The 26,337-nt window shown below is 36.7% G+C and carries 16 protein-coding genes, 1 tRNA gene and 1 pseudogene; 11 read left to right on the top strand and 7 right to left on the bottom strand.

Going from position 1 to position 26,337, the window contains the following annotated elements; all coding sequences use genetic code 11:
* The first annotated feature begins 286 nt into the window (after positions 1–286).
* The gene (locus MSBRM_RS02925) at positions 287–1,753 is read left to right on the top strand and encodes a DHH family phosphoesterase (protein ID WP_048123222.1); all 1,467 of its coding nucleotides are present in this window, start codon (positions 287–289) and stop codon (positions 1,751–1,753) included.
* Between the two features lie 255 nt (positions 1,754–2,008).
* Here the strand turns inward: MSBRM_RS02925 and MSBRM_RS02920 are convergent, their stop codons facing one another.
* On the bottom strand, positions 2,009–4,525 hold the full coding sequence (locus MSBRM_RS02920) for an oligosaccharyl transferase, archaeosortase A system-associated (protein WP_048119967.1): 2,517 nt from the start codon (positions 4,523–4,525) through the stop codon (positions 2,009–2,011).
* Positions 4,526–5,302: 777 nt separating this feature from the next.
* Here MSBRM_RS02920 and MSBRM_RS02915 point away from each other — a divergent pair.
* From MSBRM_RS02915 to MSBRM_RS02870, 10 genes are all read left to right on the top strand, one after another.
* Positions 5,303–6,400: a glycosyltransferase gene (locus MSBRM_RS02915; RefSeq protein WP_048119969.1), complete on the top strand. Its 1,098-nt coding sequence runs from the start codon at positions 5,303–5,305 to the stop codon at positions 6,398–6,400.
* An 88-nt stretch (positions 6,401–6,488) separates the two neighbouring features.
* Positions 6,489–7,256 (top strand): ABC transporter permease, encoded by a 768-nt coding sequence (locus tag MSBRM_RS02910; RefSeq protein ID WP_048119971.1) that lies wholly within the window; start codon positions 6,489–6,491, stop codon positions 7,254–7,256.
* 25 nt (positions 7,257–7,281) lie between these two features.
* Positions 7,282–8,544, top strand: coding sequence for an ABC transporter ATP-binding protein (locus MSBRM_RS02905; protein ID WP_048119973.1), 1,263 nt, complete (start codon positions 7,282–7,284; stop codon positions 8,542–8,544).
* 220 nt (positions 8,545–8,764) lie between these two features.
* A complete protein-coding gene (locus MSBRM_RS18665; protein WP_052712668.1) occupies positions 8,765–10,114 on the top strand; it encodes a class I SAM-dependent methyltransferase in 1,350 nt (449 codons plus the stop codon).
* 64 nt (positions 10,115–10,178) lie between these two features.
* The gene (locus MSBRM_RS02895; protein ID WP_048119975.1) at positions 10,179–11,348 is read left to right on the top strand and encodes a glycosyltransferase family 4 protein; all 1,170 of its coding nucleotides are present in this window, start codon (positions 10,179–10,181) and stop codon (positions 11,346–11,348) included.
* 2 nt (positions 11,349–11,350) lie between these two features.
* Positions 11,351–12,400, top strand: a complete 1,050-nt coding sequence (locus tag MSBRM_RS02890; RefSeq protein WP_048119977.1) for a glycosyltransferase family 4 protein — start codon at positions 11,351–11,353, stop codon at positions 12,398–12,400.
* Between the two features lie 909 nt (positions 12,401–13,309).
* Positions 13,310–16,564 (top strand): methyltransferase domain-containing protein, encoded by a 3,255-nt coding sequence (locus MSBRM_RS18660; RefSeq protein WP_052712667.1) that lies wholly within the window; start codon positions 13,310–13,312, stop codon positions 16,562–16,564.
* A gap of 91 nt (positions 16,565–16,655) precedes the next feature.
* Positions 16,656–17,825, top strand: coding sequence for a glycosyltransferase family 4 protein (locus MSBRM_RS02880; protein ID WP_048119979.1), 1,170 nt, complete (start codon positions 16,656–16,658; stop codon positions 17,823–17,825).
* A gap of 2 nt (positions 17,826–17,827) precedes the next feature.
* A complete protein-coding gene (locus MSBRM_RS02875; RefSeq protein WP_176722124.1) occupies positions 17,828–18,370 on the top strand; it encodes a hypothetical protein in 543 nt (180 codons plus the stop codon).
* A complete protein-coding gene (locus MSBRM_RS02870) occupies positions 18,367–19,548 on the top strand; it encodes a glycosyltransferase family 4 protein (protein WP_048119982.1) in 1,182 nt (393 codons plus the stop codon). Before MSBRM_RS02875 ends, MSBRM_RS02870 begins: the two co-directional genes overlap by 4 nt.
* 149 nt (positions 19,549–19,697) lie before the next feature.
* Here the strand turns inward: MSBRM_RS02870 and MSBRM_RS18655 are convergent, their stop codons facing one another.
* The 6 genes and pseudogenes from MSBRM_RS18655 to lpdD form a co-directional block, all read right to left on the bottom strand.
* A complete protein-coding gene (locus MSBRM_RS18655) occupies positions 19,698–21,632 on the bottom strand; it encodes a S8 family serine peptidase (RefSeq protein WP_052712666.1) in 1,935 nt (644 codons plus the stop codon).
* A gap of 1,075 nt (positions 21,633–22,707) precedes the next feature.
* Positions 22,708–23,232 (bottom strand): annotated as a pseudogene (locus tag MSBRM_RS22175) (PKD domain-containing protein); the annotation flags it as partial.
* A 578-nt stretch (positions 23,233–23,810) separates the two neighbouring features.
* Entirely contained in the window at positions 23,811–24,308 is a 498-nt protein-coding gene (locus MSBRM_RS02855; RefSeq protein WP_048154460.1) for a TolB family protein, read from the bottom strand.
* Positions 24,309–24,921: 613 nt separating this feature from the next.
* Positions 24,922–24,996: transfer RNA gene (locus MSBRM_RS02850), tRNA-Pro, on the bottom strand.
* A gap of 162 nt (positions 24,997–25,158) precedes the next feature.
* Positions 25,159–25,710: a UbiX family flavin prenyltransferase gene (locus tag MSBRM_RS02845; RefSeq protein WP_048119988.1), complete on the bottom strand. Its 552-nt coding sequence runs from the start codon at positions 25,708–25,710 to the stop codon at positions 25,159–25,161.
* A 145-nt stretch (positions 25,711–25,855) separates the two neighbouring features.
* Complete coding sequence (lpdD, locus tag MSBRM_RS02840; protein ID WP_048119990.1) at positions 25,856–26,278, bottom strand: prenylated flavin chaperone LpdD; 423 nt, start codon at positions 26,276–26,278, stop codon at positions 25,856–25,858.
* Positions 26,279–26,337 lie beyond the last annotated feature (59 nt).

Here is a 26,337-nt window from a genome sequence, read left to right as displayed (position 1 = left end):
ATTTGATGTTATTAAGTATATATGTTACATTCCAATATAATGTTACATTCCAATATAATATACTGGAATTTTTGAGTTTCCCATAAAAAGAATATTATTTCTTAAAAAGTATGATATATAAAAGCAGTTTCATAAGAGTGTCTAATCAGTAAGAAAAACAGTCAAAAAACTACAGTTAGCCTTACAGTTAACTAACTGTAGTAAAATGTGAATAGGCAGGATTCTGATCAAATGTTTGCTTTCCTTTACATGTGCCTGGACTTATACAAAACAGGGAGGACTATTTTTGCTTAATTTATCAAAAGATGCGGATAGCAATCTTAAAAGTACAGTCAAACCCAGATACCTTGTTCTGGGCAGTGGAAGTGTTGGTTTTGCGCTTGCAAAAGAGCTCAGGGAAAGCAATAAGCTTGTGATTATTGTAGACAAAGACGAAGCTAAGGTTGAGACTCTCAGGGAGGAAGGATTTGAAGCGATTGTAGGCGATATCTCCGACCCTGAACTTGTCGATAAGATTGACCTTAAGAATGTTGTTGTTATACTTTTCCTGACTTCCAATAACGAAGCTAATAGAAAGGGCATTGAGAATTTCAAAAAGGCAGTTAACCCTGATGTTCAGCTCTTTTCCCGGGCCTCAGATATTATCAATAAGGAAAAAATGGAAGACCTTGGAGCAGATTATGTCTTTATGTCTTCCAAGCTTGTAGCAAGTTCCCTTTCCCGTTCTCTTGAGAGAGCCGAATCGGTTCACAGAGGTAACAGGCTTGCACGGTGGCTGAAGGGAATAAGGGATAAAAAACTTGCTATTGTAATCCACGATAACCCTGATCCGGATGCTATTTCGAGTGGGCTGGCCCTGAAAGAGATTGCAAAGAGCATCGGGGTTGAGGCAAGCATCCTCTACCATGGCAGAATAGGGCATCAGGAAAACAAAGCCTTTGTAAACCTGCTCGGGATCGACCTCGGTAAGATGGAAGAGAACGGTCTCAAAGGCTTCGACGAAATCGCCCTGATAGACTGCTCCATTCCCGGAGTTAACAACATGGTTCCCCCAAACTCGTTTGTGGGTATTGTAATTGACCATCACCCCCCAGGAGAAACCGAAATAAAGGCTGAGTACATAGATATCCGACCTAACTTCGGAGCAACAGCTACTATAATGACAAAGTACCTGCAGCAGCTCAATATTAATATATCCAAAACGCTGGCAACAGCCCTGCTCTATGGAATCCGAACTGACACCCAGGATTTCAAGAGGAAGACCGACCCTGCTGATCTTTCAGCCGCTTCGTACCTTTACCCCCTTTCGAACCACGGAATCCTGGATCAGCTTGAACAGCCTTCGATGGCCACTGAAACCCTTGAGGTACTTGGGGAGGCCATAAGAAACCGACAGGTAATAGGAAGTTACCTTCTCTCGAATGTCGGGAACATAAGGGATAGGGATACGCTTCCGCAAGCTGCAGATTACCTTTTGAGCCTTGAGGGCATCTCCACAACCGTAGTCTTTGGAGTAACTGAAGACCGTATATATATCTCCGGACGAAGCAATGATATCAGAATTAACCTCGGCGAAGTTATGCGCCAGGCTTTCGGCGAAGATGCAGGTGGACATGCAAACGCAGCAGGAGCCCAGATACCCCTTGGTGTTTTCAGCGCTACAAAAGACCGTCAGACGTTACTCAGGCTGGTTAATGAAGCCGTAGTGAAAAGGTTCCTAAGCGCCGTAGGAGTCGAAAGCGCGGGAGAATGAAACCTTCAAGACTTTCGGCACTAGACCCACTACTGAAGTTGTCTTCCCGAATATTGAATAAAGCCAATATGAGAAATAATAATTTGAAAAATGATATTCGAAGAATAATAATTTGAGAAATAATATTCGAAAAATAATAATTTGAGAAATAATAACAGGAAGAGGAAAAGAGAATGAAAAAATTCTTTTTCTCTTTTCGTTTTTTAAAAGATTTTAATTTCTGTTTTCATTTAAAAAACCCGGTTCAAGAACTCCTTATTTCGATTCTGGGATTTTCACCTCTACCCTGTTCCCTTCCAGGACATCCTTTTCCGTCACCTGAATTTCTGAGACTGTGGTGTTTCCTGCTTTTAGGGAATAAGTCGACAGAGCATTGACTCCATCTGCTTTATTTTCGGTTGAGTAAGGTACGGTTATTTCAAATGAACCGTTTTTATCTGACGTTACTTCATTCTGATATGTGAATTTTCGGCCTGTGTTTGATCTGAGCTCAAGGGTTGCAGTAATGCTTTGCCCTGGGTCTGCAGTACCTGAAAGCCTGGCTCCAGAGACAAACTCGAATATCTTTACGTCACTAGTCGTGTCATTATCTACCTCAGGTGCAGTAGTTTCATGGACAAGCCTCAGGTTTCCGAGATTTGATCCGTCAAGTTGATGAAGCTTGTATACTTCGGTTTGCGTGTATTCCTTTTTAGCAGTTGCAATGGTTTGAAGCCCGCCGTTTCCGTTGACGGTTTGAACATTTAGATACTTGCTTATGTTCTCACCTGCAACCTTAACAATAGACCCAAATTTGCCGCCTGCCATCAGATTGTCGGTTATTACATATTTTACTTTGAGCTTTTCCATAATTGCCTTTGCGTCTTCCTCGGAGTTCGTTAAGAAGAAATGTGAAGAATCGTCTACACCGGTCTGGAAGTTGTTTGAAACTGCAGGCCTTTTAGCCTGGTAAACGATCCAGTTTCCGTAGTCCCACCAGCTCAAAACTCCATATTCGGGGGTTCCGGACGGATCAAGGTAGTAAGAAGTTTCAGGGCTCGAGGCTCCAAGCCAGGTGAGAGAGTCCTTCCAGATAGGGTCAATCAAGCCGTCCTCTTTTGCAAAAGCAACTCCTGCCCAAATGCAGGGTATAAATACAAGCCCTATAAGTGCCAGAGATGAGACAATTTTGAAGTAGTCGGGTTGAGAATTCTGTTTTGAACCTGAGGAATTAATTTTCGATTTTGATTTTGTTTTTGACTTTGTTTCTTTTTCGGACTTTTTTGACTTTGTTTCTTTTTCTGCCCGAGATGTAAACATTGCATTATTCCCGTGGGTCGGAACAGATTTCACCAATTTTTTTACTTCAGTCTCAAAGTCAAAGGAATCCAGTAAAACCCAAAGTAAGTATGAGGTAAGCATTGCTGCGTTTACTGCGAACAGATACGAAAAACGCCTTTGAGAGAGCATTAAATATGCGAAAAAGGCCGACCATAAAAGGAAAAAAACTCCTTCAGGCTTTGATTTTTCACCTCTCCACTCGAGGCCAAGCAGGAAAAATCCTCCCAGAGCGGTAAGGAAACAAAGCCCGAGACTTCCCAGTATTGGCGTAAAAGTAAGATTTCCATCTGAAGTTAAAAATACTGGCAGAGCCTCGGAAATCGTGCTTATGTATTCACCTTTTCCGAGGAAGAAATTCATTCCTTCAATTACAAAAGCATATGACTCGGCAGAAAATGTCTTAAGGAACAGAAGACCAGCGACAGAGATCAGTATTAAGACGGCTGGATAGTACTTCCAGTCCAGACCTTTTTTCGAGATATATAGGGAAAAGCCCCAGAGGATTAAGGTTCCGACTAGCATGCTGAACACATAGAATACCTGGAACCAGGAAAGATACATCGCACTCATTTCCAGGCCCGGACGCAAAGATCCTGCTGATAGGGGAATGGTAAAGAGAAGCGTTGCAAGAAGAGATACAGTAGAGCATATAAGAAGATAGTCGGAGTTTTTCTCGGCCTTAAGGTCGATTATTGTCTGTATGAATGCGTAAAGTACAATAAAGCTTACAAAAACAAGGGCTCCTATCCATGTGTAAATCAGAAGTGCAAAGAATAGTCCGGATGCTACTGCGAAAGCTAACGATTTTATTAGTTTCTTTTCAGAAGAGATATTTTTGAGAGAAGTCAGGGAAAGGGAGCCTTCTCTTGCCCATTTTAAAGCAAGTATGAAACATGCATAAGCTGAGGTTGACAGGAGAGTTTCAGCTACGTGATGGTCAACTGCTCCAAACCGGGATACGTAGACATGAGCTGGAATCACTGCAAAAACTAAGGCTCCAAAAAGTGCGGTTTTTCGGTCAAATATCGCAGCAGCCGCCATATACAGTGGAATTATTGTCAGGACTCCCAGAAGCACTGGCAGCAAGGCTCCTGCAAATTCTGTGGTATACAAATCAGGGTTGCCTCCTCCCAGGACTTTTGCAAGCAGTGCACCTAAAAAGTCAAAAAAAGGAGGCCATCCGACTTCAAATCCCGCAGGATAATTAATATAAGAATCGAAATTAAGGGGATGTGGAAAATTGAAAGTTGTATATAAAATGCGCCGCATATGGTAGAAACTATCATATCCCAAAAGATTTATGCTTCCGTTTGCAGTAACCGTGGAATACGAGATCAGGCGCATGAGAAAAGCAACCAATCCAACTGCAATCAAAGAAATAATACTGAATTTTAATTTATGAGCGGGCCGTTTTGCCACCGGACATCCCATGCCTTTGTTCGTAGTAATCATCTCTTATAGTTCTTAACTTTTGAATAAATTGCACTTTTGAGTATCTTATCTTTGATAGTTTTTGAGTATCTTATCTTTGATAGTAGTTAATTAATATAATAACTTTAAGGTTGTTTTACGATCTAAATAATATCGTGAGTACTTTTAAAGGTATAACCGTAGACTGTAATTGTAGCCTTATTATTGATTCCCAGTTTAGACAAGTGTATTAAATGAGAGTAAATAAAGGCAAACAGCACTAAAGTGATGCTTAAATGCCTCAATTTTTATAGAGTAGAATTTATTTCGTTACCTGATAGATAACACTAAAATGACACTTAAAGTGAAGATTAACTGTTTTAAGTAAGGTAAAGGTGAACTGTTTTAAGTGAGGTAAAGATGAACTTTAATAAATAATTAATATATGATCTTGTTATCTAATGAATCATCTCGCTATCTAATGAAGCACTTCATCTGGGAAGTGTTATATATATCTAATGAACCATCTCATCTGGAAAGTATCATATGTCCCTACTGTTGATATACAATTTTCAATATATTTATAATCGTTGAGTTTAATGAATTGTTGAAATCTTGCAGGAAATCGGATATTATTAATCGTAAATCAGATTCACAGATAACTTTTATATTGATAGTTTAAGGATAGATAGGAAACTTCAAATTATAAAAACGTGACACGATACTCTTCCCACTCATGGGGGGCTCGATGTTTACATTTATAATTAAATTAGCTTTTTATCTGCATTTGTTAAAACCCCTGAAAAAAGTGAGAAATCGATGAAAATAGCTATATTTCATGATTATTTTGGAGCCATTGGCGGTGGAGAGAAACTTGTTCTCATGCTCGCAAAATATTTCAACGCCGATGTTATCACTACTGACTTGAATATGGAGTCAGTAAAAAAGATGGGGTATTCCAACATACGAATAATCAGCCTGGGAAAAACCCCAAAAATACCTCCTTTGAAGCAGATTTCCGCATCATTTTATTTTGCAGCCTGCGATTTTTCAAAGGAATACGATTTTTTCATTTTTTCAGGCAACTGGGCATATTTCGCGGCAAAGAAACATAAACCCAACCTGTATTACTGCCATACTCCTACACGAGCTTTCTATGACCTTTACGAGACCTTTATCAGTAGGCAACCCCTCTGGATTTCTATCTTCTTCCGGATATGGGTCAGGCTTCACAGGCCAATTTCGGAATACTACCTTTCCCATGTATGTAAAATCGTAACGAACTCTAAAAATACCTCAACAAGAATCAAAAAGTATTTCCACAGGGATGCTGAAGTTATCTACCCCCCTGTCGAAACTTCAAAATTTACCTGTAAAGAATATGGAGACTTCTGGCTTTCAGTAAACCGGCTCTATCCTGAAAAACGAGTGGAAATTCAAATTGAAGCATTCAAGAAAATGCCCGAAGAAAAGCTTGTCATTGTTGGGGGATACTCCAAAGGAGATCACGCAAAAAGTTATGCAAAAAATATTCTTGACAACTTACCTGAAAACGTGAAGGTTCTTGGGGAAGTTTCTGAGACGGAATTACTTGACCTTTATTCCCGCTGTAGAGGTTTTATCTGCACTGCCATGGATGAGGATTTCGGGATGACACCTGTTGAAGCTATGGCAAGTGGAAAACCTGTAGTAGCTGTAAATGAAGGTGGATTTAAGGAAACAGTAGTCGACGGGAAAACCGGCGTGTTTGTGGAAGCAGATATTCAAGATATAATCAGTGCAGTAAAGAATATCTCGAAAAACCCATCAAGCTATGGAAATGAATGTTTTAAAAGAGCAGCTATGTTTGACATTTCTATTTTTGAAAATAGCATGAAAAAAAATGTTGCTTGCGAAAATTGTTTTTGTGATAAATGACCTCCGGTGATCAGATTATTTCTCAAAAATTTCTCAAAAAATATAATATTCTTCCGTCCCGGTGAATTAATAATCAGGAGATAGTAATTTGAATATAGGTTTAATTCTTGAATTAGCAAAAAGAGATATTACTGAAAAATACTCAGGGTCTACTTTAGGAGCTTTGTGGAATTTCATTTATCCACTTGTGGATATTTTTATATTTACCGTCATATTTGCTAATCTTATGGGATCGCGTTTGCCTGGCTCGTCTTCAGTCTATGCATATGGATTCTATCTTACTTCTGGTGTAATTGCATGGAATGCTTTTTCGAATACTGTTACAAGGACATCTAGTGTTTTTTTAGACAAGAAATATATCATATCCAAAGTTAAGGTTGATCTTTCCTCATTTCCTCTCTATATTGCTGTTTCGGAGAGTATTACTTATGTTGTGACAATGGGAATATTCCTGTTTTTACTTCTGATCAGTGGATATGGAGTAAGCCGTGTAATTCTATTAGTTCCATTTATATATATTATCCAGCAGATCTTCGCTTATTCCCTTGGGTTTTTTATTGGAGTATTTGTTGTCTTCGTAAGGGATTTAAAAGAAGTTGTAGGAATTGTACTTAAGATCTGGTTTTGGTTTACCCCAATCGTATATCTTTATGATGTACTCCCAGATTTTGTAAAAAAACTCATGAATTATAATCCGGCGTTTTCATTTATTCACTTATATCAAACTATATTTATATATAAGGAAATTCCAAGTTTAAAGCCTATTTTATATCTGCTCTTGTTAAGTCTTGTAATTCTATTCTTTGCAGAGATTATCTTCAAAAAACTAGAAAAAGATATTCGAGATTTCATATAATTAAAATCACAAGTTGTGACTCAATATGATCAAAGTATCAGGTGTTTCAAAAAAGTTCAAGTTGTATCATACACCCACTGACAGATTAAAAGAGAAAATCTTAAAGAAAAAATACCATAGAGAGATCACTGCATTAGACAATATTTCTTTTGAAGTGAAGGAAGGACAAACCCTCGGGGTAGTAGGACAGAATGGAGCTGGCAAATCTACTCTATTAAAGGTACTTTCTGGTGTCATGCTTCCTGACGAGGGCTTGATAGAAGTAGACGGAAAAATCACCGGTTTACTTGAACTGGGAACAGGTTTTGATCAAGAACTTACAGGCATTGAAAATATATTCATGAATGGGACATTTCTAGGAATGGATAAAAGCGAAATTGAAAAGAAAAAAGACGAGATTATTGATTTCACAGAGCTTGGGGATTTTATTTATGACCCGATCAAAACATACTCATCGGGTATGCTTATGAGGCTTGCATTCTCAATAGCAATGCATGCAGAACCAAAGTGTTTTTTGGTAGATGAAGCGCTATCTGTCGGAGACGCATATTTTCAGCAAAAATGCATGAGAAAGATTCTGGAATTTAAAAACAGTGGCGGATCCATTATTTTTGTATCTCACGACATGAATGCTGTAAAAATTGTATGTGATTCAGCAATGTTATTAGATCACGGTCATATGCTTAGTTCCGGCGACCCAAAAGATATAATTGATTATTATCATGGAATGATTTTACAAAAAGCACACATGGGAGATACAGAAGTAAAAGTATATGACATAGCTGATACGAAAGATTGTACAGGTCGAAAAAATCCGAATGCTTCAACAGGGGAAGTTGAACTTATTTCCTTTAAAATTCTGAACTCAAAAAACGAGGAAATATTATACACTGAGAGTGAACAGGTAATTAAAGTTATATATCAAGTCAAGGCCTTAAAAGAATTATCTGATCCTCACTTTGGCCTTCACGTTAGAAACAATCTGGGTGTATCAGTATTTGAAACAAATACATATTGTAGTGGCATTAAAACTTTTACTCTAAAAAAAGGGCAGATTGCAGAACTAATCTGGGAATTCTTTATTCCACTCTCGGCAGGAGACTATTCATTCTCTGTTGGTGTGGCAAATAAGGGATACGGAAAAGATGCTTTTGAAGAATATTTGCTTATGGCTCACGATATAGAGGTTTTAAAAGTAATTCCTAATGATAGTGCAATTATCTATACCGGAGTTTTCAATATGAAACCAAAAATAAAAATTCAAAAAGGATCCGGTAAAGAGTTATAAACATTACTCGATAAAAAACGACAGTGTTTTTGATTAAATAAATAATTTTTCTGTTGAAACAGATGCCGAAAATGAACATGCTGTCTTAAGAAATAAGAGATGTCGATAAATAAGCGTAGCTTCGGATTAACAGACTTTGTGCCATATCCAATAAACATATACTCTGGAAAACTCTGAAAATGAATCCATATAAATAATTAAGTTCATTGAGGAATCTAAATTGGATACACTGGAAATTAAGGACGAAGAGGTAGATATCGAGAAGATCATGGAAAAAATCCGTGAGAACATAGATAAGAGAAAAAAAGAGGGTATTTATACAGAAAATGAACCGGAAATAATGAGTGAAACATTTTCTGCAGCTTCCCCTATAAAAATAGATATTCCTGAAGGTCTTGAATTTATAAATTATAGTGACATCTGCAATGAAAGTTATACAATAAGTTCTCATCGTCCAGTCATAGGAAAGTTTCTTGTAGAAGGAAGAAAAATGGTCCATGGAGAGGTCCAGAGATATGTTGATCCAGTTTTCCAAAAACAAAGAAAATTTAATTTTGGCGTTACAGATGTGGTTAAAGATTTAAAAACTGATGTCGGAAATTTGAACACTGATTTTGAACGCCTAAATATCGATGCAAAAAGTTTAAAAATTGATGTTAAATCTTTAAAAACAGATGCAGGATATTTAAAAACCGAGCTTGAGCATTTAAAAGTAAATTCTTCCCAAAATATCAAATCTGAAGTTAATAGCGTTATTTCTGCAATTGATTTGGATCTGAATAACAAAATCTGGCTTAACAGTGTGCTTGAGAACAGCTTAAAAAAAAACTTGCAGAATCATAAGGTACAGAAACCTGAAAACAATGAATCTGAAAACAATGAATCTGAAATAAATTATTACGCATTTGAAGAACAGTTCAGAGGCTCAAGGGATCACATTCAACAGCATCAAAAAGCATTTTTAGATTACTTCAAGGATTGTAAAAATGTGTTGGATATCGGTTGTGGAAGAGGGGAATTTCTGGAACTAGCCAGACAGAACGATATCGTTGCGAAGGGAATAGATATCGATGAAGATATGATTAGTTTCTGCAAATCAAAAGGTTTTAATGTAGAGTTAAAGGATGCAATTGAAACTCTTCAAACTATGGAAGACAAAAGCCTGGATGGAATTTTCATCAGTCAGGTAGTTGAACATCTGGCTCCTAATTATCTTATCAAAATGTTAAACCTTTGCAACAAGAAGCTTAAGTATGGTTTTTATTTAATAGTAGAGACTGTAAATCCTCTATCATTCTTTTCTTTTACCAATTTTTATATTGATTTTACTCATATAAAACCAGTACATCCCGAAACACTCAAGTTTTTATTAAGTGCAGTTAATTTCCGCGAAATTGAGACGAAATTTATTTCTCCCGTTCCAGACAGTATGAGATTAAAGAAGTTGCCGGACTTTGATGACCTAAAAGACAGAGAGAAAGTCCTGTTTGAAACTTATAATCAAAACGTCAATATGTTAAACAACACTTTATACGGAGCACAGGATTATGCGGTCATCGGAAAAAAATGAGGGACTAAATAATGTTTGAATTATTATCATAATTTTATGTTATGTGATCCGGGGATAAATTACTATGAAACTAGCGTTTGTAACTCCTTGGTACGGGAACATTCCTGGCGGAGCAGAAAGTGAATGCAGAAGAACAGTTGAAAACCTGCAAAAACACGGTATTGAAGTTGAAATACTTACTACTTGCGTCAAAGAATTCTTGAGTGATTGGAGCACTGACTTTTATGAAGAGGGGATTTATAATTTAAATGGGGTCAGTATACACAGATTTTCAGTAAGGAAAAGAGATACTGCCCGTTTTGATAAAATAAACTATAAACTTATGCGCGGTCTTGAGATATCTCCCGATGAAGAGAAAACGTTTATGCGGGAAATGGTTAACAGCCCCGGTCTCTATTCTTATATTGCTGAACATGGTACAGATTACGATTACTTTTTATTTATTCCATATATGTTCGGTACGACTTACTATGGATCCTGCATATACCCTGAAAAATCAGTTATAATTCCATGCCTTCATGATGAAAGCTACGCTTACCTGAATATTTATAAGACTATGTTTGAAAATGTCAAAGGCATTATTTTTCATGCATCTCCTGAAAAAATATTAGCGAATCATCTTTATAACCTAAATAACATGCAGACTGTTTTAGGAGAGGGAATTGATATGGATTTTGTGTATAATCCAGACCGATTCCGGGAGAAATACGGCATTAAAACTGACTTCATTCTTTACGCAGGAAGGAAGGAAGCCGGGAAAAATGTTCCTCTTCTAATTGATTTTTTTACCAGATATAAAAAGCATAGAAAGAATGAATTAAAGCTCGTTCTTATTGGTAGTGGAACAATAGAAATACCCTCTGAAAGTAGAAATGACATTATTGATCTGGGGTTTGTACCACTTCAGGATAAGTATGATGCATATGCAGCGGCTACTTTTTTGTGTCAGCCCTCTTTGAATGAAAGTTTTTCTATTGTAATAATGGAGTCGTGGTTATGTAAATCCCCTGTACTGGTACATGGGAATTGCGCCGTAACTAAAGACCACTGTATCAAATGTAATGGTGGACTTTATTTTAATGACTATTATGAATTTGAAGGGTGCCTCGATTTCTATCTGGGAAACCCTGCTATCAGAAAGATTATGGCTGAGAACGGGATGTCGTATGTTATTGATAATTTTAGCTGGGATAAAATTGTAGAAAAATATATTGACTTTTTAGGGAGTTTTTGAAAATGGAGATTCACCAGATCTTACCAACAATTTCTCCAGGAGATGCCATAGGCAATGAAGTCCGAGAAATAAAAAGCGTTCTGAATAAATGGGGATATAAATCCGAAATATATGCTCAAAATATACATCCTGGAATTGACGCAAAAAATTATACCGAATATAAGAAGGTTTCTTCAAAAGAAAACATATTAATTTTTCACTTTTCCATCGGTTCCGAAGTTTCGGAATTTGTTACAAAACTTCCCGACAAAAAGATAATGATTTACCATAATATTACCCCGCCTGACTATTTTATTGGAGTCAACGAGACTCTTGTAAACTTACTGGAAAATGGAAAAAATGAACTCAGGTCACTTGTTGACCACATAGACCTTGCTGTTGGCGTTTCCGAATTCAACAGACTGGAACTTCAAAAAATGGGATTTAAAAATACCGATGTTTTACCTATAATAGTGGACTTTAATGAATACAGAAACCCAAACGAAAAATTGCTGTCGAAATATAATGATGATTTTGTGAATCTCTTATTTGTGGGGAGAGTAACCCCGCATAAAAGACAGGAAGATATAATAAAAATATTTTATTATTATAAACGTATTAACCCAAAATCAAGGCTTTTCCTGGCAGGCAGCTATGAAGGCTGTGAAATTTATTCAGATTATTTGAAAAAGCTGATCCAGAACTTAAATCTAAAAGATGTTCATTTATTAGGTAAGATCAAATTTAACGACCTGATTTCTTACTATAAACTAGCTGATGTTTTTATCTGTATGAGTGAACACGAAGGCTTTTGTGTTCCTGTACTGGAAAGTATGTACTTTGAAGTTCCAATTATAGCGTACAACTCTACAGCTATCCCCTTCACTCTTGAGAATACGGGAATTCTGGTTAACAAAAAGAATTATTGTGAAATTGCTGAGATGGTAAATTTATTGGTAGAGGATGAAAGACTACGATCAATTATTGTCAAGAAACAGAAAGGTAGATTGGATGATTTCAAAAGGGAAAAAATAATCACTCAGTTTGAAAGAATATTATCCAAGGTGAAGTAATATTAAAAAAATAAGCTAACTTTTGTAGTCTAGCATTACGGCCTGGAAGTTAACGAAGGTACCGAATTCCACTACAAGCTCGCATTTGAATATTTATCTTGCATTTGGCAGATCAACATTTAATTCATATATTTTTTTGATGATTTTGCTTTTAAATTAATGTTGGCTCTTCACTATTTCATGTGGGTAACTCAAATTTTAGTTTTCCTAATTTTAGAGAGATCATATTAATAAAATAACATATGTGTTTAAAGTCTCTTGCATTTCTTTTTTGCAACTGTACGATATGTTAATTCCCTAGAGAATTCCATTGGGTTATTTTGGAAATAGTGAATCTTCGCTGTTTCGAGTGGGTAACTTCCATTTAGTTTCTAAACGAGCATGAAATTCGTTGAATAACATGCACAAAAATATGAAAGTTATTTCAAGCACTTTCATGCCAAATGTTGAAGTCACATATATTAAATAGAGAAGCAGTTGTTGCTGAAAATCACATTCAAGCTTGATATTTTCCAATTTGGTCTGAATACTTTATAACTAAGCAATTATTTTCAATCCACACAAAACAGTGAAGAATCAAGAAAAGTTTAACGGGATCAAATCGGCAAAAATATTAATAATGCCCTCAAAAGTACGAAAGTTTATCCATGTCCTTTCTCGAGTCCTGGCTCTGTAATACTCCTGTACTTATAAATGGAAAGTGTGATGTATTAAAAGAATCGAATTATTATTCAACTATTACTTATATGAAATATTCAATCTAAATCAAATTATTATTATTCTACTATCACTCACTTATAAAATATGCAAACTAAATCAAATTGTTAGTCTATTAGTATTCATTATGAAAAGTAATCATATAAACTGTTAATCACTTGCGCTAATAAATTGCTTTCTGGAGAACGGAGTATGATGGATGAGTTAATCTCTATTTATAACCATACTAACTACGATTTTAGGAATTATGTATTTCCTGGGGATAAATTATCAGATCTATTCAATGAGTGGGTTGATTATTACCGCATGAAATTTGCAATTGCAAAAATGATCCGCCCAACGTCTATACTGGAAATCGGAGTCAGATACGGTTATAGTGCGATAACTTTCCTTAAGGCTTCAGAAAATGCAACTTATCTGGGGATAGATAACGATTCTGATACTTTTGGAGGAAATAAAGGGGCGGGGAACTGGGCCAAAAGAATCACACAAAATTACAAGGCAGAATTTTTGCTTGCCAATAGCCGGTCAATGCCTACATTACCTGGAGATTTCTATGACCTTATTCATATTAATGATCATCAGGATGGAGACGGTACATTCCATAATTTAGAACTTGCACTGGAAAAAGGGAAATGGATTCTGGTTGACGGTTATTTCTGGTCTAAAGAAAATTTATTGAGCGCAACTTATTTTTTAAATAAATATAAAGACTTTATCGAATTTGCTGTAACAATACCTTCCTACGCAGGCGAACTGCTGATTAAAACTAAAAGTTCAGCTAAGCATATGTTCGTAGAAGGCTTGAGTAAGGAAAATTCGAACCTAGAAGGCATTATTGACTCTTATAAAAGGTATAAAGGCAGAGAATTTGAAAATTCTCGTTTAATTTCCATATCCTGTCTTGCTAATCCGAATAAAGACATGAATATACTGGATGTAGGCTGTGGCAGAGGTGAGCTTTCCTACACCTTATCAAAGTCTGGAGCTCATGTGACCGGAATTGACGATTCTTCTTCTGCGATTAAGACGGCTAAAGCTAAATATTTAGCCAATAGCTCGATGAAGAATCTGGAATTTATTCAAGACAATTTTTTAAATCATAAGTTTAATAAAAAATATGATAGAATTATTGCAACAGATCTAATTGAGCGCGTTCCAGAAGATAAACTTGAATTAGTTATTCTAAAAATCGCCGAACTCCTTAAAGAAGACGGTTTATTTATTACATATATTTACCCCAATAAGTTGTACTACCAATATACGTATGAAGAAAAGCGAAAAATCGCAAAGGAAATAGGGCTTTATATTCCTGAAAACCCCAGGACGTTTTATGAAGATCTGAGACATGTCAATGAACAAACTCCTCAAAGCCTATTCCTTAATTTAAATAAATATTTTTCACATATATTGACATGGGTAAACGATTCTCAAGATTTAGCAGGTTCACTCACTCACTCTTTTAGTTCGGAAGAGTATAATAATGCCAGAACTATCCTTGCTGTAAGTTCTTTTGAAGATCTAGACAGGGATCGGATTGTTCAATTATTATCTCCCAGAAAACTTGACCGCAATGGAGTAAATGTAGAAGCTCTGTCGGAAAAAGATTCAATTAACACTTTCTCAAATAAAAAATTCAAGTTGCATATAACTCTTAAGAATAACGGAAAAGAGCGGCTCGTATCTCTACCTCCTTGTCCTGTGAATATCTCGTATCACTGGTTGAAAACTGATGGCACGTGTGAAGTTTTTGATGGACTCAGGACTGGAATACTACCTGCTTTAAATCCTAATGAACAGCGGGATCTTCAAGTGGATATTGTCGCTCCTCAAGAGCATGGGGAATATCAGTTGCAAATTGACCTCGTGCAAGAAGGCTGTTTCTGGCTTCAGGAAATTACTAATAAGCCTTTACTTAACATTAGCGCAAAAGTTGAGCAAAACCCGGATGAATGCAGGTTAGAGGAATCAAAAATGGATACGTTCGAGATTAAAGACGATGAAATCAATGTTGAAGAGATTATGGAAAAAATTCGTGAGAACATAAGGGAAAGAAAAGAAAATGAGGATCCAAAGGACATTGAAGAGATAGAACATGTATTTTCAGAGGTCTCCTCAAATGAAAGAAGTTCCCAGGGGTCCGGAATAATTAATTCTGATTATGATCTTCGTAACGATACCTATTCTATCAGTTCTCATCGTCCATTTTTGGGCCCATTTTTAATAAAAGGTAGAAAATTAGTTCATGGAGAGGTCAGACGTTATGTCGATCCCGTATTTCAGAAACAAAGTCAACTTAATTATAACCTTGCAGGCGTTCTCAATGATGCAAGGGAGACAGCAGACTTCTGTTCTAATAAAGTGGAGAAATTAAAATCGGAAATAGAACAACTCGAGGATGAAAACAAACTACTAAAATCTAAAGTTGAGCAACTAAGCAGTGAAACTGAAAAGTTGAAATTTGAAGTTGTCAGCAGTATAAAGAAAGAAGTCGAATCTATAGTTTCTGCTGTTAATCTGGACCTTGAGAACAAAGCCTGGCTTAACAGAGTACTTGAATCCAGAATACAGAAAGAGCTTGGAAGTCAGGGAACAAATTCTTCCGGAAAGGCTAACACCCAGGCGAATGCCTCTGGAAAAGCTAATGCTCATATTAATTCTTCCGGAAGAGCTGCCCAGAATAATTCCTTAGGAAAGACCAATGCTCAAAATAATGCATCCGGAAAGGCCAACACCCAGGCTACTGTCTCTGGAAACGCTGATCCTCAGATTAACTATTATGTATTTGAAGAAAGATTCCGCGGTTCAAGAGAAAATGTCCTGCAGCATCAGACAAACTTTATAGGTTATTTTGAGAATTGCACCAATGTGCTTGATATTGGATGTGGACGGGGAGAGTTTCTGGAACTAGCAAAACAAAAAGGTATCAATGCTCGAGGAATTGATGTCGATGAGGACATGATAAGCTTCTGTAAATCTAAGGGTCTGAATGCCGAATTAAAAGACGCTATAAAAGCTCTTGAAGAGATCAAGGACAAAAGCCTCGATGGGATTTTCATAAGTCAGGTAGTTGAACACCTCAATCCCAGGTATTTTGTTAATATGTTGAGTCTGTGCAACAAAAAAATGAAATACGGTTTTTACATTATTATCGAGACCGTTAACCCTCTATCTTTATTCTCCCTCGCGAACTTTTACATAGATCTCTCTCACATAAAACCTGTGCATCCAGAGACTCTAAAATTTTTAGTCAGCAATGCAGGTTTCCGTGATATTGAAACGAAATTTTTGTCCCCTGTATCTCCTGAAATGAAATTGAGAAAGTTTCCGAATCTTGAGGATACCAACCAGGACAAATCAATGATTGATATCTCTAACCAAAACATAGACATGATAAACGATGCCTTATATGGAGCCCAGGACTATGCGGTGATCGGGAAGAAATAAAGAATCCAGTGACAGGAAATCATGAATAAGTAGAGATTTTGCTTGCTTTCTACTTTCTTTAAGGTTGTGAGATAACTTTGGAGCAGTGTTAATGAAGATTGCATTTGTTGTTCCCTGGTATGGAGAGATTCCGGGCGGTGCGGAAAGTGAATATAAAAATACGGCTGAGAACCTTTCCAGAAATGGAATTGAAGTTGAAATCCTTACTACCTGCGTGAAAGAGTTCAATTCGGATTGGAACTCCAATTATTATGAAGAAGGAGTATTCCAACTAAATAATGTTATAATTCGAAGATTTAAAGTCCGACAAAGGAACAGTAGACTATTTGATCGTGTTAACTCAAAATTGATACACAACCAGAAACTTTCGGTGAAAGAAGAGCAGATATACATCGAAGAGATGATTAATAGCGACGATCTTTACCGATACCTTGAAGCTCATGGTTCCGACTACGATTACTTCCTGTTTATACCTTACATGTTCGGAACTACATATTATGGGTCTCAAATCCACCCGAAAAAATCATATTTAATACCCTGCCTTCACGATGAGAGCTACGCATATATGGACATTTATAAGAATATGTTCCAGAACGTGGCAGGGATAATATTCCATGCTGAACCCGAAGAAAAACTTGCAAACGAAATATTCGACATTAAAGGCAAGCAGATAATTATAGGAGAAGGCATAGACACCAGTATTTCCTTTGAAGCAAAGAGATTTCGGGAGAAATATGGAATCTATGATGATTTCATTCTTTATGCTGGAAGGCGGGAGCCAGGTAAAAACACTCCTCTTCTAATTGATTTTTTTTGTAAGTATAAGCTGAAAAATCAGAATGAGCTTAAGCTCATCTTGATGGGAAGCGGAGAGGTCAGTATCCCGGAAAAGTTTAAAAAAGAGATATTTGACCTGGGTTTTGTTAAGAAACAGGATAAATATGATGCGTTTGCTGCTGCAAGTCTTTTTTGTCAACCCTCAATTAAAGAAATCTTTTCAATAGTGATAATGGAATCATGGTTATGTCTTACCCCAGTTCTGGTTCATTCCGGATGCGCTGTAACAAAGAACCATTGTATTAAAGGTAAGTCTGGATTGTATTTTGAAAATTACGAGGAATTTGAAGGATGCGTTAACTTTTACTTAAATAATCCTCAGTTAAGAAGAAAAATGGCTATAAATGGGAAGAAATATGTAGATGAGAACTTTAACTGGGACCTGATTGTTGAAAAATATGTACGGTTTCTTGAAGAGGCTTGAATATGGAAATTCATCAAATGTTGCCAACCTTTAGTCCTGGTGATGCAATAGGAAATGAAGTTATTGAGATTAATACAACCCTTAGAAAATGGGGTTATAACTCACAGATCTACGCTGAAAATATCCACCCTGAAATGGATGCTAAATATCTTGAATATGACAACGTCTCTTCAAAAGACAACGTGTTAATATTTCATTTATCTATAGGCTCCGATGTCTCTAATTATGTAAAACAATTACCAGATAAAAAAATAATAAGGTTTCATGGAATTACGCCTGGAAAATATCTTTATGGAGTCAAAGATTATATCCAGTATTTACTGGTACGGGGAAGAAAGGATCTCAATTTAAATCCAGAGATAACCGACCTGGCACTGGCAAATTCTCGATATACTCAGCTAGGACTAAATGACCTGGGGTTTAAAAATACTGAGATTTTTCCACTTTTACTGGACCTTAATGTTTACAATGAAAGACTAAAATATTTTGAAAGACCGACTATGAAAAATTTACTAAAAGATTATATTCAAAAGGTGGTCGAATGAAAATCGCTTTAGTCGTCCAGCGGTATGGCCTGGAAGTTAACGGAGGGGCCGAATTCCACTGCAGGCTAGTAGCTGAACATTTATCAAAATACTTTAAGGTAGAAGTGTTAACTACCTGTGCAGTAGACTACACAACCTGGAAGAATGAATATCCTGCAGGGATCGAAACCTTAAATGGAGTGAGGGTCAGGAGATTTCGTGTTGATTATGAAAGAGATTTACTGGCATTTAATAAATTCTCTGAGAAAATCCTTGGAAATAGCCCCACCTACGAAGACGAAGTTAAATGGATGAAAATGCAGGGCCCGTATTCAACACACTTATTAAATTACATAAAAAATGCTAAAGATGATTATACTTGCTTTATCTTTTTTACCTATCTTTACTGTACTACCTTCTTCGGCCTTCCACAGGTGAAAGAAAAAGCTCTACTTGTTCCTACGGCACACGACGAACCTCCGATCTATTTGTCGATATTTGACTCGCTCTTCAAATCTCCCAGGCGGTTTATTTTTAATACCGAAGAAGAGAAGAATTTTGTCACCTCAAAATTCAGGGTTTCGAATATACCTTCTGATGTTGTGGGTGTAGGTATAGATATTCCGGATAAAACTAATGCAGCTTTGTTTGCCCGCAAGTATAATCTGGATGATTTCATTATCTTTGTCGGAAGAGTAGACGAGTCTAAAGGTTGTCAGGAGCTGTTTGAGTATTTTCTTCGGTATAAAAAGGAAAAGGAATCTTCGGTTAAACTCGTGTTACTGGGAAAACAGACTATGAAGATCCCTCAAAGCCCTGATATCCTTTCCTTAGGTTTTGTTCCTGAACAGGATAAGTTTGAAGGAATCAAAGCGGCAAAACTATTAGTAATGCCCTCAAAGTACGAAAGTTTGTCTATGGTCCTGCTTGAATCCTGGCTTTGTAAAACTCCTGTACTTGTAAATGGGAAGTGTGACGTGTTAAAAGGTCAGTGTATCAGAGGCAATGCCGGCCTGTACTACGAAAACTATGAGGAATTTAAGGCGTGTCTGGACCTTCTACTGGCAAGAGATGAAATGAGGAATGTTATGGGTAAAAATGGGATGGAGTTTGTTTTGCAAAATTACTCATGGGAAAATATAGAAAATAAGTATATTTCAATATTACAGAAAATTGAAAATCTATCCTTACCGGACTGAAACGTTAGAAGATTTAGTGCCAGGCATTTATAAATTATAATCAAAGATGATCTTGTTATCATATTTGATAAAATAATTTCCCCACTCCGTTTAACCTTGATCTTTTTTCCTTTTTTAATTTAAGGGTTTATTAGCTTTTAGAGTATTTATTAGCTTTTAGAGTATACCCCTGGTCTTGTATTTGTTGTCACTTTTATGTAATTTATCTTCTTTACAGTACTGCCACCTGCCGAATTGCTTACTGTAAGTGTAATCTTATATTTTCCTTCCTGTGAATACTGATGTTCTGGATTTTTTTCTCTTGAAATTGCTCCGTCTCCAAAACTCCATTTCCATTTAGTGGGGTTTCCTGAACTCTGGTCAGTAAAGGCAACAGTTAATGGAGCTTTTCCGGAGGTAGGAGATGCAGAAAATGCAGCAGTAGGTTTTGAGACTACTACTATGTAATCTGTTTTTGTTACCATGTTACTACCTTTAGTATTTTTTGTTGTTAGAGCCACCGTATAATTACCTGCTTTGGAATATTTATGCTTTGGATTTTGGTGGTATGACTTTGATCCATCTCCAAAATTCCAGAACCATTTAGTAGGCGTTCCTGTACTGGTGTCAGTAAAGGCAACTGTTAATGGAACTTTTCCAGAGGTAGGAGTTGCAGAAAAGTTTGCAACAGGTCCTTTGCCAAACACTGCACTGTATGCATCGATCCTGCCTGAACCGTAATCATTATCCTTTCCTGCCGATCCAAGATCTACTGCTGCACCTTCTAATGCTTTCTTTACTTCAGCCGGCGTCATAGTAGGGTTTTTTTGCAGAATTAATGCTGCAGCACCGGAAACGTGTGGTGTTGCCATGGAAGTTCCAGTCCCATATGCATATTCACCTCCTGGGTACGTTGAAGGAACAGACACACCAGGCGCAGAGAAATCTGGTTTAACGTATTTTTGGCCATTTAGAGTGACAGGACCCCGACCACTGAAATCTGCGATTACATCGGAGGAATCCGTTGCACCGACAGTGAGTGAATTGAGTTCATCACCCGGGCATGTGATTGTGCCAGATCCACCCTCACCATCATTACCAGCCGCTATAACAGGAACTACACCTGCCGCCACCACCTTGTTTATCGCGGTTGTAAATAACGAATCATGTTCTGAAGATCCACCGCTAAAACTTATAATACGGGCATTATTATTAACTGCCCACTCAAAACCGAGAATACAATCAGATAAATATCCATCACCTTCTGAATCGAAAACTTTTGCTACAATCAGCTTTGTACCTGGTGCAACTCCTGTTTGTATTCCATTAGCCCCGGTTCCTGAAACGGTTCCGGATACATGAGTGCCGTGCCCGTTATCATCATAAGCAGATGACTCTGAGTTTACATAGTCAATCCAGCCGACAACTTTCGGATCATTTGTACTGGGATTGTCATCAAGATCATCAAGATCAGGATGTGTCGCATCAATTCCTGTATCCACGACAGCAACAGTTATTCCTTTACCGGTTATACCCTGATTCCATACTGCAGGCGCGTTAATCTTATCCACTCCCCATGCATTTATGGATGCACTATTCGACTGGGTAGCTGATGATTCTATTTTTTTGAAAGAAAGTTCTGATTGCCCTTTTATAGAGACAACTTTGTCAAGTTCAATATTCGAAACGTCAGATCTTCCGGCAAGAGAAGTTAAAACTTCAGGGGTTACCTTAGCAGCAACAGCATTAATAATTTTAATAGATTTTATTTCATTTACCTTGTTTTTTGATTTTTCATTTTTAAGAAACGTTATGAGATTTTTCTGTTCACTCTCAATTTGAGATTTTCCAGCAGCAGTATTAAACGCGATCTTCTGATTTGGTAGTGTTATAATTACTGGAATTTGTTCGTTTTCTGAAATTTTAGTAAGTTCGGAGGTCAAACTTGTTGAGATCTTATCGTCTGAGCTAATAGTAGAGGATGTGTTTATATCTCCAGCCAAGCCGGTAAATGAAAATAGAGATACTAATAATAATGATGTACATATGACACATAACAGTTTAGAAACATCTTTCCTTAAAGGCCTATGGATTTTTTTTTCCACATATTCACACTCCTTTTCAACGTTATTTCTTTATTAGTGGGTAAGACTTTCTGTAACCAAACCACTTGGGTTTTCAGACCCTGCATTCAAGAAAATTAATATATATAGCTGTCAAGTAGCTATGTTTTTATGACAGATATGCAGGCGTTAAACTTTATTACAGAGTACTAAACCCCTATAGAGATCAGTGTCCAATTATAAAATACTTCTGAGCTCTAAAGATCTACTGCTTAATATAATATCAAATATTCTTAAAAATAAAAGAATTATGGATATTTAATCATACTAAATTATGAAAAAAAGTATGGTTAATATAGAAATTTAGAAAAGTAAACATATAGAATTGAATCTCAGAAATTCCAGTAGTATGATTTTTGAAGTTACATATCGGTAGCAAGGTTAGAATATGAAGTCAAATGGCTTGGAAAACTGTCCTGAGAACAGGATAGTTTGAACCTTCTTCTAAATTTTGTAGTACTTGCGGATATTATAACTCTAATTGGACTCTTGACGTTAGAGACACAAATTCTAATTGCAAAACAAAACATGACAGTGATATCAATACAGTAATCAATATCACAATTTTACTTTAAAATCAAAATTATCTAGTTATCTGAAACCTACGGAACGTGAGAAAAAGGTTGAGACTTATTTTCAAAAAAGAAGAGGATAAAACGAACATAATATTCTTTGAATAACATGCACAAATAACCGTTTAAGTCTAATCACTCAAGGCTTGATAGCTGTTCTTTCCAAGCTAAATTATTTATTCAGCCTACCAAGAAAGTTTATTGATGTCAATTTTGATGAAAACTGGGAGTTTAATAACTAACAGATGACAACAGTGAAAAATCGAAAACTGGGAGTTTGATAACTAACAGATGAACAGTGAGAAAGCGTAATCAACCTCAAACAATCAAAGAAAACGTATTCACAGAGATTTGTACATTGAATCTTAATAACGATGGCGTTGATGTTGTTTATCCAGGCTGAATATTACATTTAATAAACAATTTCCCCACTCCGTTTAGACCTGGTCTTTTTTCTATTATTTCAATTTAAGGTTTATTTGCTTTTAGAACATCCCGGGTCTTGTATTTGTTGTCAATTTTATGTAATTTATCTTCTTCACAGTACTACTGCCTGCAGCATTGGTTACTGTAAGTGTAACCTTATAGTTTCCTTCCTGCAAATAATGATGTTTTGGGTTCTTTTCTCTTGAAGTTTTTCCGTCTCCAAAACTCCATTTCCATTTAGTTGGTTTTCCTGTACTTTGGTCAGTAAATGAAACAGTTGAAGGAGCTTTTCCTGATCTAGGAGAAGCTGAAAATGCAGCAATCGGTTTTACAGGAGATGTTTTTGCAGTTATATATTTCGTCATTGTTTTCATATTTGTTCCTGCTGCATTCTTTACTGTCAAACTAACCGTATATTTTCCTGCTTGACTATAGATGTGCACAGGATTTTGGAGTGTTGAAATTTTTCCATCTCCAAAACTCCATTTCCATGAAGTTGGTGTGCCTGTACTCATATCCGTGAAACTGACTTTCAAAGGAGCACTTCCTGAAGTAGAGGATGCACAGAAAGCAGCAACAGGTGGTTTCGCATTGTCTAGGGTCAGAATATAGATACTATTGCTTCTTCCCCGATCAGACCAAAAAGCAAGTTTTTTGCCGTCTGGACTCCATACAGGAAATAAATCCGATGCTGAGTTTGATGTTAACTGAACTTTGTTTTTTCCATCAGCATTCATAACCCAGATATCTTCACTTCCAGCTTTATCTGACACAAAGACAATTCTACTTCCATCAGGTGAAAACACAGGGGAATTATCATTTGCCGAATCTGAAGTGAGTTGAGTTTTACCAGTACCATCGGCTTTTATAGTATAAATTTCAGAGTGTTCATCTTCACAATAGGACTCGTTTTCCCCGGCATAGTATACTATTTTTGAACCATCTGGAGACCAAATCTGTGACTGTCTGGACTGAGTTTGATGAGTAATTAATCCAGAACGAAGACTGGTAAAATCTTTACCTACCTTTCCAATGTTAATATAGTAGTCAATGTCAGCTGGACCGTGTCCACAAATTGCTATTTTTGACGCATCGGGGGATAGGGCGATACCGTCAGCAATGCCCATGTTTCCTAAGTTATATTTATTAGATCCATCGGAATTCATTTTCCAATAGGAACCACCAATCTCTTCATAAATCTCAGCGTAGAGTATTTTTGAACTTGTAGGAAACCAGGTATATATATAATAATATCTGTACCAAATAGTATCAAGCAATTGTTTTTTCCTGTCCCATCTGAATTCATTATCCATAAATCACTTCTGGGACCCATAGCGTCATCATATCTGTTTTCAATATATGAAATTTTGCTTCCATCCGGAGACCACGCGTAACCGGATGTAAAATTCTTTCCCATTGTAGAGGTGAGTTGCTTTTCTCCTGTGCCATCCGAACAAACCTTATACAGCCCGTTTTCTCGTGAGAAAAGAATTTCCTTTCCATCCGGAGACCAAACCGGATTTGAATCAAGCGCAACATTGGATGCCACTTTTGTTAACTTTTCAGCTTCCAAGCTATAAGCTACTGCTACACTTGATGTCATGATCACCAGAAATATAAAAATTATTGATAGATGTATAACACTTTTAGAAATTTTCACGACATACCCCCTTTCAACAAGTACAAATTTTAAGAGGTTTCTGGGAAAAATACAACATCAGAGTATCTATTTTTATACAGTATGGAAAAATTTGACATTTGAGTTACAGCAAATTCGTAGCACTGCTTTTTATCCCAATCATAAAAAAAACACAGCCTTAAGACAACCTGTTAAACTGTGTTTCTTCAATTTATTATTTTGCCACAAAATAAAAGTAATAAGTAATATCCAATACTGATTTTTAAACATATTTATTTTGTTCATTAGTTTTATAAAAATTTTTTATTTGATGTTGTTTTAGTGGAGATTTGGCTTGAATAACATAATCCGTGTAGGAACTGCAGTGCCTTTAGACACAAAAATTAAAAATATGTCTTTTGAATTTCAACTCAGGGCAGATTAAATAAAAAACCAAATTGTAAACTCAGTTAAATTGCAAGGTGAACAATTATACTTAAGTTTGCCCAAAAAATAGATTATCCTATTTTGCGAAATGTGATCAACAACACATGTCTACGATATAAAAACAGTATGAGAGATTCATAGATACAGAAAGCAATGCAAATTTCGGAAAAGACGACTCGAAATAGAAAAGATTTAAAAAATATGTAAATGGGATAGCGCGGATTTGAACCGCGGTCCAAGCGTCCCAAACGCTCGAGGATGGACCAAGCTACCCTACTATCCCAATAGGTACTTCCCTTCAAAGGGGATTATCCTTTATATAGCTTTCGTTAGAACATGGATCTGTCATGCTTTCTCTGGAAAATATTTCAGAAAAATCCAAGCTCCTTCTGCCTGAGCTTTCCAGAATTTTGAATTTCTTTCGGATTCTCTGAGGATTTTTTCATTATTTCCAGCGCCGATAAATCTCGTTTTCGACCCCGAACAGGTCAAGAGTTCTTCCCACCATAATATCTACAAGGTCTTCAAGAGTTTTGGGTCTCGAATAAAACCCCGGGCAAGCGGGAAGGATACTTGCTCCTGCTTTTTTAGCTTTGAGCATATTTTCGATGTGTATGAGATTAAGCGGGGTTTCCCGGGTCATCAGGATAAGTTTTCTTTCCTCTTTAAGGCAAACATCTGCAGCTCTTGTAAGAAGAGTATCGGATATTCCATTTGCAACGGCTGCAAGAGTTTTCATGCTGCAAGGGGCGATAACCATTCCCCCTGTCCTGTAGGAGCCACTGGCTATTGGTGCTGAAAGATCTTTTTGGGCATAGCTCCATGTTGCGAGTTTTTCCACTGTCTCTGGAATATAATCAGTTTCAATTTCGATTATCTGTTTTGCGGCATCCGTCAAAACCAAATGAGTTTTAATTCCTTTTTCCGCCAGTACTTCAAGAAGTCGAATTCCGTACTGAACCCCTGAAGCTCCACTGATTCCTACCGTTATCTCCATTTTATCCTGCCGTTAATGTTCCTGCTGATACTTTAACTCATCTCTATGCTGTTATTTTCATTATTCTCTCTATGCTGTTATTTTCATTATTCTCTCTATGCAGTTATTTCCATAATTATCTCTAACTGTTATTTTCGTACTCATCTTATGCTTTACTTCTAGTATTCATCTCATGCCGTTGCTTCAAATCTTTATCTTGCTCTTCCAGTTCGTCACCTTTTTTGTAAAAAGAAATGAAGTTTTCCACCATTTTCCCTGCGGCTGAAACTATGTTTTTTATTTCTTCAGGGCTGATATCATCCTGGTGTATACCGACAACAAACACCGAGGTATTCTTTGTGACCCTGCTCACCTGCCTTGCCCCATCCAAGGCAAGATATTCCTCCCTGTGGCCGGGCATTGTTATCACCGATGAACTTGCTCTCTGGTTTTTCTCATCAAAAAGCCCTACGGCAACAGCTCCCACATGTTCCTCTCCGCCTGTAAGGGTCAGAAGATAATCTTCTCCTACCTTTTTTGCATCAAGTACGATCTCAATTTTTCCCACTTTCCGTTTAATCTGAAACAAATTCCTACCTCGACCCTTAAAATTTCAAGGAAAATCCGGTTTTCCGTTACGTTTTTTAA

The sequence above is a fragment of the Methanosarcina barkeri MS genome (genome assembly GCF_000970025.1).
In the GTDB taxonomy this organism is placed as follows: Archaea; Halobacteriota; Methanosarcinia; order Methanosarcinales; family Methanosarcinaceae; genus Methanosarcina; species Methanosarcina barkeri.
The sequence above is the reverse complement of the archived record's forward strand: the minus strand, read 5'-3'. Positions and strand labels throughout refer to the sequence as shown.

Coding starts and splice junctions, on each gene's coding strand:
- MSBRM_RS02920 (WP_048119967.1), bottom strand. CDS start 4,525: ATGATTACTACGAACAAAGGCATGGGATGTCCGGTGGCAAAACGGCCC.
- MSBRM_RS02915 (WP_048119969.1), top strand. CDS start 5,303: ATGAAAATAGCTATATTTCATGATTATTTTGGAGCCATTGGCGGTGGA.
- MSBRM_RS02905 (WP_048119973.1), top strand. CDS start 7,282: ATGATCAAAGTATCAGGTGTTTCAAAAAAGTTCAAGTTGTATCATACA.
- MSBRM_RS02895 (WP_048119975.1), top strand. CDS start 10,179: ATGAAACTAGCGTTTGTAACTCCTTGGTACGGGAACATTCCTGGCGGA.
- MSBRM_RS02890 (WP_048119977.1), top strand. CDS start 11,351: ATGGAGATTCACCAGATCTTACCAACAATTTCTCCAGGAGATGCCATA.
- MSBRM_RS18660 (WP_052712667.1), top strand. CDS start 13,310: ATGATGGATGAGTTAATCTCTATTTATAACCATACTAACTACGATTTT.
- MSBRM_RS02880 (WP_048119979.1), top strand. CDS start 16,656: ATGAAGATTGCATTTGTTGTTCCCTGGTATGGAGAGATTCCGGGCGGT.
- MSBRM_RS02875 (WP_176722124.1), top strand. CDS start 17,828: ATGGAAATTCATCAAATGTTGCCAACCTTTAGTCCTGGTGATGCAATA.
- MSBRM_RS02870 (WP_048119982.1), top strand. CDS start 18,367: ATGAAAATCGCTTTAGTCGTCCAGCGGTATGGCCTGGAAGTTAACGGA.
- MSBRM_RS02845 (WP_048119988.1), bottom strand. CDS start 25,710: ATGGAGATAACGGTAGGAATCAGTGGAGCTTCAGGGGTTCAGTACGGA.